We start from the raw sequence: 12,805 nt of genomic DNA on the forward strand, positions 1-12,805 counted from the left end.
TTTGGCTTTGTAGCTGTTTTTGGTAATTGGGGTGCGAATTTACAGAAACTACGTTATTACCTCCCATTCTATTGAATACTCTAGCTAAATTGAGCCCACCTGACTCAAAATCCGCCTTAAACACCTGTAATAAAAATAGTTAACTACGAATTTAAGGATTATTTTCCAATCCAAAACCCAAAGATGGGCGACACTACAATTAAATTTAAAAGATTGTTGGCTCTTTTTAAATTGATTAAAAACAAAGGCCCCATTTAGTATTTTAAATGAGGCCTTATCCATCAATCAACACTAACTTAATACAACATATTAAGCAGCTCTTTTATAATTTAGAAGCTAATTACGGCTTCCATCATTAGTCCATCGAATTGACCATCGTGTAAGATGTTGTCTACTGCGTACCCATCATAAGTTTGGTTTACGTACTCAGCTTTTACAAGAATGTTGTTTGTCATGAACCAACCTGCTGCTAAGTTGAATCTTGAAATATCTACATCCTCACCAGTTCTTTCTTCAGCACTCACCATGTTGTAACGACCACCTACGTAGAAGTTTTCGTTGCGTCCAAATCTGTAGATTAACTCTCCAGCGTATTGGTTAGCACTTCTTCTTTCAGCTTCAGAATTACGTCTACCGTTAGCAATTTCAATAGTTCCAAAGAACTCCAATCCTCCATATTTCACGAATGGGTTGATCATGAAAGCTGTTACTTTGTTACCAAAGTTTGGATTGTAACGTCCAGATCTGAAGTTGTCATCAGCTCCTTCTGCTTGCATTACGTGGTAGTATCTAGATCCTGTACGGTCTGCACTGTATAGGTAAGAACTTGCAACGCTACCTGTGTTGTAAAGAGATCCTGTTAAACGTAATCTCAAATCATCTGTAACTTGGCTGTCATATCCTACTTTTGCTAAGAAAGAAGCTCCGTTAGCATCGTTTTTCACTGTAGACTGGTTCAATTTACCGTTAGAGAAACCTACCATTCCAAGGAATCCACTGTGAGTATAGTAAAGTTCTGCACCTACTTCTGTAGTGAAGGCATCCATGATCAAGTTTCCAACAAATGGGTTGTAGATAGCTTGAGCGTTATCACTTCTTCTAAAGTGAGCATCACCGTAGTTGTTTTCCATGTGCCCAATTCTAATAGTAGTGTGTTTCATTAAGTCTTCCAAAAGTCCTTCTTTGATGAAGTCTAATTTGTCAATTTGGAAATATCCACCTTTTACATATGGTTCCGGGTGGTGTCTAGAACTTAAGTAAGTTCTTAAGTGCATACGTACCCCATCTGCAAGTGCCACGTCCAAATCCAAGTTTGCTGTCGCTAGGTTAAAGTTGCTTCCCAATTCATCCAAAGCTACTGCTCCTGAGTTTTCATGATCCAAACCTTGGAATTGCAAAGCGAAAGATCCACCTACTCTTACTTTAAGACCGTCAAAAGTTGAAATAGTATCCTTTACATCTTCGAATACGTTAACCCCGTTTTTATCTGGTTCTCTATAATTGTCTAAACTTCTATTATTTTTTTGGGCAAAACCGTTAAGTCCTCCGATTAACATTACTGCCACTACTGAATTTGTAAAAATTGATTTCATGTTTTAAATTTTTTTTGCGTTAGATTTTGTTGTTTTTATTTAGTTTATCATGATGGTATTAAATTCTATGGTAAGCGCATCTCCAGTGGTCACTGCACCAAACATTGCTGTTGGAGGTTCAACTTTAAAGTCGGTCATTTTAATATCCTTACTTCCTTTAAGCGTTGCTTGATTTCCTTTTAGAGTTAACTCGAAATACAATGTCACTTTATTGGTGGCTCCTGAAATGGTCAAGTTTCCTTCGGCGGCCACTTTATATTTTCCATTTCCTAGATCCTGAACACTTTTGGTGTTTAAAAGCTCAAAAGTGATGTACTTATATTTTCCAGTGTTTAAGGCTTTATAAGTGTTCTTGTCCATGGCAGACTTTCCACTCTTCAAGCTTTCTGCCTCGATTTCAATTTTAAGACTATTGATTGTAAGGCCATCTGTTGTTGCAATGTCCAAACTCCCTTTTTGAGTTTCTGCAGTCTCCTCCCAATCGTGCAAGCTTGAGGTTCCCTTCACTACCAATGTAGAACTTTGGTTGTTCAACTTGAACTGTTGTGCGAAAGAGGCCGTAGACGAAATGAACAGAAGTGCCAATACACTAAGAGCAATGTTCATTTTGTTAAGCGTTTTCATATCCGTTTTGTTTTTAATTATGGTACAAAGATGCAACCGATGTAAGAATTAAAATATGACGATAATCATACACCGACATAAAACACTGACAATAAATCATTTAAGGCGTGTAAATTTTTTACTACAAGGGCCTGCAAGAATGGAAAATTCTTTTGAATTAAAAAGGAAGAAATAAAAAAATCGCTCAAAGGCGATTTTCATTTAAATAGTCATGGAAAATATAGGTTTTCCAGAGCTCTTTTTTTGGAGTTTGACATCAAAAGCCATGCACACATTCCGTACAAATGGCACTCCTTTTTCTGTAATTTTGATAAAGTGATCCCCTATTTCAATAAGGCCGTCCTGTTGCATTTCTTCCAATTGCGAAACCACTTCTGGCAAACTCTCAAAGTATGTCCCCTCATTTTCCCAAGACGTTTTGAATTGGCACATCAATCCTAAAATATGTTTTCTGATGATTAAATCTTCCTCATTTAAGATATGCCCTCGAAATACAGGAATCAATCCTTCATCTATCAATTGTTTGTAGGTCTCAATATCTTTGGCATTTTGAGCAAAGGCATACCAACTATCTCCAATAGCGGAAACTCCCAAACCAATCATCATATGGGTTTTTGAAGCTGTATAGCCCATAAAGTTCCTATGCAACTGATCAGCTTTCATAGCTGTATACATAGAATCTGTAGGCAACGCAAAGTGGTCCATACCAATCTCCATATAACCTACCTGCTCCAATAATGCTTTTCCATTTTCGTATTGTTGGCGTCTACTTTCTGCCGAAGGCAAATCTTCTTCATTAAATCCACGTTGACCATTCCCTTTAATCCACGGTGTGTGGGCATAGCCATAAAATGCAATGCGATCTGGCTTTAAAGCTTTGGTATAGGCTATGGTTGTTTCAATATGTGACATCTCCTGGAATGGCAGTCCAAAAATAATGTCATGTCCAACCGAAGTATACCCAATCGCTCTAGCCAATTCTGTGACTCTCTTTACATTTTCAAAAGGTTGCACACGATGGATGGCCTTTTGTACTTTTTCATTATAATCCTGAACTCCAAAACTCACTCTTCGGAATCCCAAGTCATACAAGGTCTGTAAATGTGCTTCCGTAGTATTGTTAGGATGTCCTTCAAAACTGAATTCATAACCTTCTGCCAAATCTGCATTCTCCAGAATACCTTGGATAAGTTGTTGCAAATGCTCCGGTGAGAAAAAAGTAGGGGTTCCTCCACCTAAATGCAGCTCTTTAATACTAGGTCTTTCAGGCAAAATTTCACAATACAGCGCCCATTCACGTAACACATAATCTATATATGGCTTTTCAACATCATGGCGCTTGGTAATGCGTTTATTGCAACCACAAAAAGTACATAAACTTTCGCAATAAGGCAGATGAATGTAAAGACTAATGCCCTCTTCCTTACTTTCAACAAATGAAGTTTTTAAGGATGTTTCCCACTGTTCCAAAGAAAAGGAATCCACATCCCAAAATGGTACCGTTGGATAACTGGTATATCGTGGCCCGGGAACGTTATATTTATTGACTAGGTTACAATTCATTTCAATATAATTTTTGCCAAAAATAAAATGTATGCCACCATTTGCATATGACATATATCAGTTTAAAAACCAACCATCTCCAAAAGGAGACAATTGGTTTTCATGCAATAAAAAAAGCTATTTGGTTGGCCGGTGTTCATGGAACACCAAAAATGGAATATTCGTTAAATAGGTTAGTTTCTTAACACTTGGCTGAAACAACAAGCGTTGCATATAGTTCAGATTTTTTGCTACCAAAGCAATCAAATCCACACCTTGATCCTCTACAAAAGACTGTATGGCCGCCTCCAATTTTTTATCATTGAAGAAATTGAAACTATGATGAAAATATCTCAAAAAAGCCTCTAAGTAGGTTTTGTTTTTTATTTGATCAGGGAAGAGCTCACTGTCCTTTTTACATACGTGCAATACCCTAAAATTAGTGTCGAAACGCTTTAAAATAGCACCTATAGACTTTAAGGTATCATCATTATAAATCATGGAAAAATCGGTTGGGAAAACGATTTCCTTACAGTCTTTAAACTTAGCATGTTCAGGTACTACCAAAGCATTGCATTTCACCTTGGTAATGATTTCGTGGGTATGGGTTCCTATTCCCGCATTCTTAAATTCATTGGCACCTTTGGTACCAATAACAATGACATCTATTTTTTGAGTTTTCACCTGATTGCGGATGGATTCCACAAAAAAGTTGTAGTCTGTCAAAATGTGCAATGTGAAGTGATGCCCTTGCGGCAACTCTTGTTCCAAAGTTTGACGCAGCTGCTCCAATTTTGCAAGTACCCTTTCCTGATGGGCAGAAAGTTCTGCTGCCGACAAATTGGACATACCATTTTTCAACACAATTATATGCAGCAAAAAGAACTCACAAGTTTCCCCTTCATAAAACTTAAGGGCGTATCTTATAGAGTTCAATGAATTTTCTGAAAAATCTGTTGGTAATAGTATATTTTTCATTGTTCACACTTTCTTACACAAAAGTAATTTGAAAGTGAAACTAAAAATATGATTTAAATCATACCCTCAAAGGAAACAAATGCTAATGCATGTCCTGAAGCCTCTCTAAATCTAGGATTCGGATGTTTTTACCTTTGATTTCTATAATGCCTTGTTTCTTAAAATTGGAAAGCGTTCTTATTAAAGTTTCCGGTGCAATTCCCGCCACGCTGGCTAAATCACTCCTTGAAATTGTAATGGCTTTATTGGTATCGTGGTTCAATTTTTCGGCAAATTTAATAATGGTGGTAGCCGTTTTTTTGTTTACGGAACTATAGGCCATTTGCAACAATTGGTCCTTGATCCCCAAAATATCATTGGTAAGCAATTGCATTAATTCCAAGGCAATTTTGTGATTGTGATCCAACAACTCCTTGAGGGTTTTCTTTGAAATACAAGCTACTTGGGTATCTACAATGGCTGTTGCAGTTTCTTGATAAGGTCTGTCCTGTGAAAACGAGGCGTAACCAAACAAATCATCCTCATTGTAAAGCGCTGTGGTAAGGTCTTTACCCAACTCGTCCAGTTTATGACTTTTTACAGATCCCTTAGTGATTAAATAAATGAAGTTTGAATTTTGGCCTTCCTCATAAATGGTATCCCCTTTTTGAAAACAAAGTACTTCGCCATTGTCATCAAAAAAGTTTTTAAGGTCGTTTAGGGTTTCCAATTCATCAACATCAGCTTCTTCCACAGCAACATCATTGGTAGCGCGTTGGTCCTTTAAAATTTCAGACTTGGCCAACCTGCTCTCAATGGCATTGATAAGCTCGTCCTCCTGAAAAGGTTTTGGGATATAATCATCGGCACCCAGTTCCATCCCTTTTCTAACGTCTTTACGTTCGGTTTTAGCAGATAAAAATATGAAAGGAATATACTTTGTTGCTTCATCTTTGGATAAGGCTTCCAACACCCCATAACCATCAAGTTCGGGCATCATAATATCGCATATCACAATGTTTGGAAGATCCTCTTTTATATGTTCAATTGCCTGTTTACCATTAGGAGCCGTATTTACCGTATATCCAGAAAGTTCTAATAATTCGGCGGTATTTTCCCTAAGCATGGTATCATCTTCAATCAACAGTATTTTCTTCATATTTCAATTTTATTTGGGATCGACATGATAAAGGTTGTCCCCTGATTTTCTTTGCTGTCAAAGGTAAGGTTCCCGCCCAAATTTTTCAAGTGACTTTTCACAATATTCAGTCCAATTCCGGTACCTTCTACCAGCAATACATTTTCTGCCCTAAAGTAACGTTTGAATATGTTTTTCTGATCTTTTTTAGGAATCCCCATACCTTCATCAATCACCTTAAAAATGGTATCGTCCTTCTTCTGCTTGATCACGATTTTTATGGTTGAATTTTCTGGAGAATATTTGATGGCATTACGTACTAAATTGGACAATCCCAATTCTACAATTTTTTCATCTTGGGTAAGGCTGATATCATCAATATCTTCTGGATAGATGATATTCTGACCTTCTTTTAATAGCATATTACAGTCATACACCACTTCGTTCACCACTTTACTCAACTTAAAAGTGCTTACCTGATAACTTATATTTCCAGTTTCCAATTTTTCTATAGAAAGGAAATCGGTAAGAATGTTATTAAGGTAATGTACTTTATTGGTGATGTTGCCTATTTGCTTATCACGTTTTTCCTGCTGCTCCTCTAGTTTATATTTGCTCAAAAGCATGGTAGAGGTTAAAATACCACTAAGAGGGGTTTTGAACTCATGAGACACCAAGGAGAGGAATTTGGTCTTTAAATCGTTGAGTTCCTTTTCCTTTTTAAGGGCCTTTTTCACCTTTCTTTCGGCTTCCAAGCGCTTTTCATTTTCCTTTCTTAATTCCAAGTTCAGCAGTTGAAGCTCCTCTACCGAATCACTTAAGTCCTGTGTTCTCTTGGCTACTTTTTGCTCCAACTCGGCATTCAAATCCAAAATCTCCTTCTCGTGCTGCTTTCTTATGGAAATATCACTAATGATGGCCATGACAATCTTTTCGCCATGAAGTTCTATAATGTTCAAACCAATTTCCACAGGAAAGAGCTTTCCGTCCTTTCTCAATGCGAACAGATCCATACCTTTCCCCATTTGTCGAGACCTGTCTTCAGCAATAAACATGCTTACTTTTTTCTCATGACCGTGTTGATTAACTTTGGGAAGAAGAATTGACAACGGCTGCTCCAAGAGTTCATCATGTTCATAGCCAAACATTCTCTCTGCAGAAGTATTGGTCGCAATAATAGTATGATTCTGGTTTACAACAACTACCCCTTCAGAAACAGATTCAAAAAGGAGCTGAAAGACATCGTTTTCTCTTTTTAGCATGGCAAGACGTTACAAGCAACTAATGTACAAAAGAGTTTTGAAGAAGCTAGCAATATTCCAATTAACTTGCCTAAAATGGCGCACAAAAAAAGACCTTTTTAAAAGGCCCTTTATAACGTCTTGAATACATCTTTTTTAGAATGATTTGTATTTAAATTTCTGACCTCCAACAGACACTTCTGCCATCAAACCTCCTTTAGTATGTGTAAACACCGCTACGCCATCCTTGTACTTCATATCCAAACTTTTTCCTTCTGTTAAAGCTGTTGCTGAAATACCTGCGTCAAATTCAAATTTACTTTCCTTAAACTTATCAACTTCCTCCTTGGTTTCAAAAAAGATCACCTCTATTAAGGCCTGCCCACCAATTTGAGCACCCACACTGATTTCCTTTACACTTGCCATTCCCTTTTTATGGCCATATTCATACAATACACCATTACCAGAAGCTCCTCCAATAATAAGCCCTCCTTTCCCTACATTGGGAAATACCACACAGCCTGCCGATTTATCGAAATACTCACGTAATCCTGGATTCACTTCCAATAAGGTTGCAACCGCCTTATCGGCTTCCTCGATTATTTTTTGATCTTTACTTGATTGTGCGGACAGTGTCAACGCCAGATTCCCTACCAAAAGGAATACCATTAATTTTTTAAAATGTCTCATAGTCTTTTTACGATTTAAACAATTAACTAACAGATAGTTAAATTACCAAAAACCAATGACTTTTTGAAATTGACAGCATTTTATTTTTAACAAACCTTCTCTGTCACAAACAGTTGCAAAAACCAGGTCCTTTCCAAACAGAAATCCATGCTTAAAACCATAGATATTTAGTACTTTTAAAGTGTCTAATTAACATTTAAAATGAAAAAATTAACCCTACTACTTATTGCAATTATAAGTGTTTCCTGCTCCAAAAAGGAAACGCAAAAACTACTGTCCAACCCCTCAAATACCATATCCGTTGAAGTTGGCATAAATGCCCACAAACAGCCTTACTACCTTGTGTATGACAAGACCGAATTGGTGATTGACTCTTCAAGCTTGGGGATTGTGCGTGAGGATGCCAACTTTTTCAACAACATGACCTTAAAAGGTATTTCCGAAGCAACAAAAGTTTCGGATAAGTATAGCATGCTTCACGGCAAGCAAAAGCATATGAGCTATGAGGCCAACCAATACTTCGTTGACCTTGAAAACGAAAATGGACAACCTATGCAGATTGTCTTTAACCTTTCAGATGATGGAATTGCCTTTAAATATGTGTTCCCAAACACTTCTGAAGACATCAAAAAAATCACGGAAGAACTGACTACTTACAACTTCCCAACGTCAGCCAAAGCTTGGGTACAACCTATGTCCAAAGCTAAAACTGGCTGGAGCAGAACCAATCCTTCCTACGAAGAACACTACTATCAAAATGTAGATATCAACACCAAATCGGAGATTGGAGAAGGCTGGGTATACCCGGCACTTTTCAACAGCAATAATACTTGGGTATTGATTTCAGAAACTGCTTTGGAACCTAATTACTGTGGTACCCATTTACAGTATAAAGACAACAAAAAGTCGCTGCAAGTGGTATTTCCACAAAAAGAAGAGTTCTTCCCAGGCGGTGCCCTTAACCCAGAATCCAAATTACCTTGGGAAACGCCTTGGCGCATCCTTGCCATTGGCGATCTTGCCACGGTTACCGAAAGTACTTTAGGAACCGACCTTGCCAAGCCTACCATAGATATGGACACATCATTTATAAAAGGAGGGCTTGCCTCTTGGAGTTGGGTTTTGTTGAAAGATGACTTTATTACTTATGAAACCACCAAAAAGTTCATCGATTATTCTGCTTCTATGAATTGGCCTTACTGCCTTATAGATGTGAATTGGGACCAAAAAATAGGCGACGAAAAAATCAAGGAATTAGCCGAATATGCCAATTCTAAAGGTGTTAAAATATTGGTTTGGTATAATTCATCAGGAGACTGGAATGAGACGCCATATACTCCAAAAAGTAAACTGCTTACTCATGACAACCGTGCCGCTGAATTTCAAAAGTTAGTGGATTTAGGGGTTTCTGGTGTTAAGATTGATTTCTTTGGAGGTGATGGCCAGTCTATGATAGCCTATTACCATGACATCCTTAAAGATGCCGCCCAATACAAGCTTTTGGTGAATTTCCACGGTTGTACCTTGCCTAGAGGTTGGCAGCGTACCTATCCCCACTTAATGACGATGGAATCCATTATGGGGGAAGAATTTGTAACCTTCGAGCAAAAAAACGCCGATTTACAGCCTAACCACTGTACCATGTTACCTTTTACCAGAAATGTATTTGACCCAATGGATTTCACTCCAATGGTATTGGATTCCATTACCAACATCAACAGAAAGACCACCAACACTTTTGAATTGGCATTGCCTATTCTGTTTACATCAGGGGTGCAACATATGGCAGAAATTCCAGAAGGCATGAAAAAGCAACCAGACTATATCGTAGACTTCCTAAAGGATATTCCAGTAAATTGGGACAGCAGTAAATTTGTATCAGGTTTCCCAGGGAAAGATATCGTAATGGCAAGAAAGTACAACGGGAATTGGTATGTAGTAGGTATTAATGGAGAAGACAAAGCCAAAACTTTAGAAATGGACCTTTCTTTTATTGGAGAAGGAAACGGAACCATGATTGCTGATGAAGATGATAAATTTGTATTGGAACCCGTAAATGCAGCTACTGTAAAAACTGTAGAAGTACAGCCTTATGGTGGATTTGTAATGAAGTTTTAACTTCATCATCACCTATAAAAAAAGCGGGCCTTGGCCCGCTTTTTTCGTATAACACTTTATGTTTTATTTTCCATTGAAGAATACCATCACCCCAATAACAATAATAATAACTACGATAGAAATAAAGATATCTACCCAGCTATAACTGCTTTTGTTGTTGGCTTTTTCTTCTTCAGAAATTGTAGAGAACGTAAGGTTGGCCACTTTTTCTTCTGAAGGGGCTTTGCTCAAGAAACTTACTGTAATGATCAATAATACACAGAATAAGAAGAACCATGCACCAAAGGTCAAGAAGTTCATGTCTCCCAAGAAGAACAATACTCCGTTTGGATCCAGCGAACCCTTTACCAATTCCAATACAATTCTAATGGCTGCTACTATCAATCCTACAACTAAAGTAACATAAGCTCCCGTTCCGTTGATTCTCTTTGAGAAGATTCCCAATAAGAACACCGCTGTAATTGGAGGCGCAATATAGGACTGTACACTTTGTAAATATTCATACAATACTCCAGAAATATTGGCCATAATAGGAATCCAAATAATTCCGATGATTACGATAAACACCGTCGCAATTTGTCCCGTTTGCACCAATTTCTTTTCAGGTGTATTTGGTCTTAATTTCTTATAGATATCAACCGTAAACAAGGTAGAACAAGAGTTGAACACCGATGCCAATGAACTCATCAATGCTGCCAAAAGACCTGCTGCAACCAATCCTCTTAAACCAGAAGGCAACAAATTACTCATCAATACAGGGAAGGCCTGATCTGGAGTATCCCAATGTAATTCTCCTCTCATTTTTAATGCCAAGGCAATAATCCCTGGAACCAAGAATAAGAATACAGGAAGTAACTTCAACAAAGCTCCAAAAATAGTTCCTCGTCTACCTTCCTTAATGTTTTTAGCCGTTAAGGTTCTTTGAACGATATATTGGTCGGTACACCAATACCAAATCCCCACAATGGTACTTGTAATGAACAAGGTAGGCCAAGGGAAATCAGGATCTGTAGCTGGTCTCCACATGTTCAAGTACTCTGGAGAAACCGTTTCGGCCATACTCTCCCAACCACCTACGTGGTCCAAACCAATAAAGGTCAATGCCGCAGCACCAACAACCAATACAATTGCTTGTAGGGTTTCAGTATATACTACCGCACGCATTCCTCCTACAACGGTATACAATCCTGTTAAGATTACCGTAGCCAAAGCTCCAGTCCAGAAATCAATTCCCAATAAGGCCGATACTACTACACCTCCTGCGTAAATGGTTACCGAAATTTTGGTAAGCACATAAGCTGCAATGGAGAAAATAGATAAAATCCAACGTGAACGTGAATCGAAACGTTTTTCCAAGAACTCAGGCATGGTAAACACACCACTTCTGGCATAAAAGGGTAAGAATACCCATCCGAGAATCAATACCACCCAGGCCTGAATCTCGTAAATAAGCATTGGTAATTTATTTCCTGCTCCAGCTCCTGCCAATCCTACAACGTGTTCTGACCCGATGTTGGATGCAAAAATAGAGGCTCCAACCACAAACCATCCCACATTTCTTCCCGCTAGGAAATAGTCTTCTGTATTATTTTGTTTTTTTCTGATGATCCAAACGGCAATTCCTACCAATACCAGGAAATATACCCCAATAAATATCCAATCTAAAGTATCTAAAGTCTTCATCTGTTCTTCTTATTTAGTTGAAAATTTATAAATGGTCGTCGTTGTATAGGTTTCTTTTGGTTGTAAAACCGTAGAAGGAAACTCAGGTTGATTAGGAGAATCTGGATAATGTTGTGTTTCTAAACAAAACCCTGTTCTATGTCCATAAGTACCTCCATTTGGCATTGGCAACGTGCCATCCAAAAAGTTCCCAGTGTAGAATTGCATTCCAGGTTCATCGGTAAACACTTCCATAAAACGTCCACTAGTAGCATCAAAAGCAGAACCTACTTTTCTCAAGCTTCCAGCTTCTCCGTTCAATATCCAACAATGATCGTAACCTTTTCCTAAAGTCAATTGCTCATTATCTGCTTCAATATCCTTTCCAATTGTTTTCACAGTTCTGAAATCGAATGGTGTTCCTTCCACGCTTCTGATTTCTCCTGTTGGAATTAAAGTAGCATCTACTGGTAAAAATGCATCTGCATCCAATACCACTTCATGATCTAAAATAGATTTTGAAAAATCTCCCGATAAGTTAAAGTAACTGTGCTGGGTTAAATTCACCACCGTAGTTTTGTTGGTAGTGGCTTTATACGAAACCTTCAACTCATTGTCTTTGGTTAACACATACGTTACGGTCACGTTCAAATCTCCTGGATAACCTTCTTCTCCATTCTTGCTCAAATAATTCAATCTTAAGGTTGAATCCTCTTCGCCTTCGATAGCTTCGGCTTTCCAAACTACACGGTCAAAACCGTCCACACCACCGTGTAAATGATTAGGTCCATCGTTGGTTGCCAAGGTATATTCCTTGTCATCCAAAGTGAATTTTCCTTTGGCAATTCGGTTTCCGTAGCGTCCGATCAACGCACCAAAGAATGGGTTATCCGCCAAGTAATCCTCTAGCTTATCAAACCCAAGTATGACATTCTCAAACGCTCCTTGCTTATTAGGTACTTTAAGGGAAGTAATCCTTCCACCATAAGTTATTACCTGCATTTCTACCCCGTTATGGTTCTTCAAGGTGAATTTCTCTACCTCTTGACCATCTGGCATCGTGCCAAATATTTCCTTATCAATTGTTAATTTCTCTTTCACTGGAATTGTTGTTTCTGATTCTTCCTTTTTTTCATTTTTACACTGAATATTGCTCAAGGTTAACAGCAACATTAGTGCATAAAACAAGGAACGTTTTAGAATCTTCATGTTTAATTAATTTTAGTTAGTCCTAACCTACT

At 38.0% G+C, this 12,805-nt stretch carries 10 protein-coding genes; 1 reads left to right on the forward strand and 9 read right to left on the reverse strand.

The window, feature by feature from the left end:
• Positions 1-329: 329 nt before the first annotated feature.
• The 7 genes from ZA06_RS02405 to ZA06_RS02435 form a co-directional block, all read right to left on the reverse strand.
• Positions 330-1,592 (reverse strand): hypothetical protein, encoded by a 1,263-nt coding sequence (locus tag ZA06_RS02405; protein WP_053975817.1) that lies wholly within the window; start codon positions 1,590-1,592, stop codon positions 330-332.
• A gap of 39 nt (positions 1,593-1,631) precedes the next feature.
• On the reverse strand, positions 1,632-2,216 hold the full coding sequence (locus ZA06_RS02410; protein ID WP_053975818.1) for a YceI family protein: 585 nt from the start codon (positions 2,214-2,216) through the stop codon (positions 1,632-1,634).
• A gap of 201 nt (positions 2,217-2,417) precedes the next feature.
• Complete coding sequence (hemN, locus tag ZA06_RS02415; protein WP_157503048.1) at positions 2,418-3,779, reverse strand: oxygen-independent coproporphyrinogen III oxidase; 1,362 nt, start codon at positions 3,777-3,779, stop codon at positions 2,418-2,420.
• A 117-nt stretch (positions 3,780-3,896) separates the two neighbouring features.
• Entirely contained in the window at positions 3,897-4,736 is an 840-nt protein-coding gene (locus ZA06_RS02420; RefSeq protein WP_053975820.1) for a universal stress protein, read from the reverse strand.
• An 82-nt stretch (positions 4,737-4,818) separates the two neighbouring features.
• Positions 4,819-5,874 carry a response regulator gene (locus tag ZA06_RS02425; protein WP_053975821.1) on the reverse strand — a complete coding sequence of 352 codons (1,056 nt, stop codon included), beginning with the start codon at positions 5,872-5,874 and terminating at the stop codon, positions 4,819-4,821.
• A complete protein-coding gene (locus ZA06_RS02430) occupies positions 5,871-7,115 on the reverse strand; it encodes a PAS domain-containing sensor histidine kinase (protein ID WP_053975822.1) in 1,245 nt (414 codons plus the stop codon). The genes ZA06_RS02425 and ZA06_RS02430 overlap by 4 nt, the downstream gene beginning before the upstream one ends.
• Before the next feature lie 135 nt (positions 7,116-7,250).
• Complete coding sequence (locus tag ZA06_RS02435) at positions 7,251-7,784, reverse strand: lipid-binding SYLF domain-containing protein (RefSeq protein WP_053975823.1); 534 nt, start codon at positions 7,782-7,784, stop codon at positions 7,251-7,253.
• A 201-nt stretch (positions 7,785-7,985) separates the two neighbouring features.
• On the opposite strand from ZA06_RS02435, the gene ZA06_RS02440 reads away from it, so the two are divergent.
• Positions 7,986-9,902 carry a glycoside hydrolase family 97 protein gene (locus ZA06_RS02440; protein WP_053975824.1) on the forward strand — a complete coding sequence of 639 codons (1,917 nt, stop codon included), beginning with the start codon at positions 7,986-7,988 and terminating at the stop codon, positions 9,900-9,902.
• 63 nt (positions 9,903-9,965) lie between these two features.
• Here the strand turns inward: ZA06_RS02440 and ZA06_RS02445 are convergent, their stop codons facing one another.
• Both ZA06_RS02445 and ZA06_RS02450 read right to left on the reverse strand, forming a co-directional pair.
• Positions 9,966-11,585: a sodium:solute symporter gene (locus tag ZA06_RS02445; RefSeq protein WP_053975825.1), complete on the reverse strand. Its 1,620-nt coding sequence runs from the start codon at positions 11,583-11,585 to the stop codon at positions 9,966-9,968.
• A gap of 9 nt (positions 11,586-11,594) precedes the next feature.
• Positions 11,595-12,773 (reverse strand): aldose epimerase family protein, encoded by a 1,179-nt coding sequence (locus ZA06_RS02450; RefSeq protein WP_053975826.1) that lies wholly within the window; start codon positions 12,771-12,773, stop codon positions 11,595-11,597.
• Positions 12,774-12,805 lie beyond the last annotated feature (32 nt).

The sequence above is a fragment of the Mangrovimonas xylaniphaga genome, from assembly GCF_001280435.1.
In the GTDB taxonomy this organism is placed as follows: Bacteria; Bacteroidota; Bacteroidia; order Flavobacteriales; family Flavobacteriaceae; genus Mangrovimonas_A; species Mangrovimonas_A xylaniphaga.

Excerpts from the sequence above, each read along its gene's own strand:
- ZA06_RS02405 (WP_053975817.1), bottom strand. The coding sequence starts at position 1,592 with ATGAAATCAATTTTTACAAATTCAGTAGTGGCAGTAATGTTAATCGGA.
- ZA06_RS02410 (WP_053975818.1), bottom strand. The coding sequence starts at position 2,216 with ATGAAAACGCTTAACAAAATGAACATTGCTCTTAGTGTATTGGCACTT.
- hemN (WP_157503048.1), bottom strand. The coding sequence starts at position 3,779 with ATGAATTGTAACCTAGTCAATAAATATAACGTTCCCGGGCCACGATAT.
- ZA06_RS02420 (WP_053975820.1), bottom strand. The coding sequence starts at position 4,736 with ATGAAAAATATACTATTACCAACAGATTTTTCAGAAAATTCATTGAAC.
- ZA06_RS02425 (WP_053975821.1), bottom strand. The coding sequence starts at position 5,874 with ATGAAGAAAATACTGTTGATTGAAGATGATACCATGCTTAGGGAAAAT.
- ZA06_RS02430 (WP_053975822.1), bottom strand. The coding sequence starts at position 7,115 with ATGCTAAAAAGAGAAAACGATGTCTTTCAGCTCCTTTTTGAATCTGTT.
- ZA06_RS02435 (WP_053975823.1), bottom strand. The coding sequence starts at position 7,784 with ATGAGACATTTTAAAAAATTAATGGTATTCCTTTTGGTAGGGAATCTG.
- ZA06_RS02440 (WP_053975824.1), top strand. The coding sequence starts at position 7,986 with ATGAAAAAATTAACCCTACTACTTATTGCAATTATAAGTGTTTCCTGC.
- ZA06_RS02445 (WP_053975825.1), bottom strand. The coding sequence starts at position 11,585 with ATGAAGACTTTAGATACTTTAGATTGGATATTTATTGGGGTATATTTC.
- ZA06_RS02450 (WP_053975826.1), bottom strand. The coding sequence starts at position 12,773 with ATGAAGATTCTAAAACGTTCCTTGTTTTATGCACTAATGTTGCTGTTA.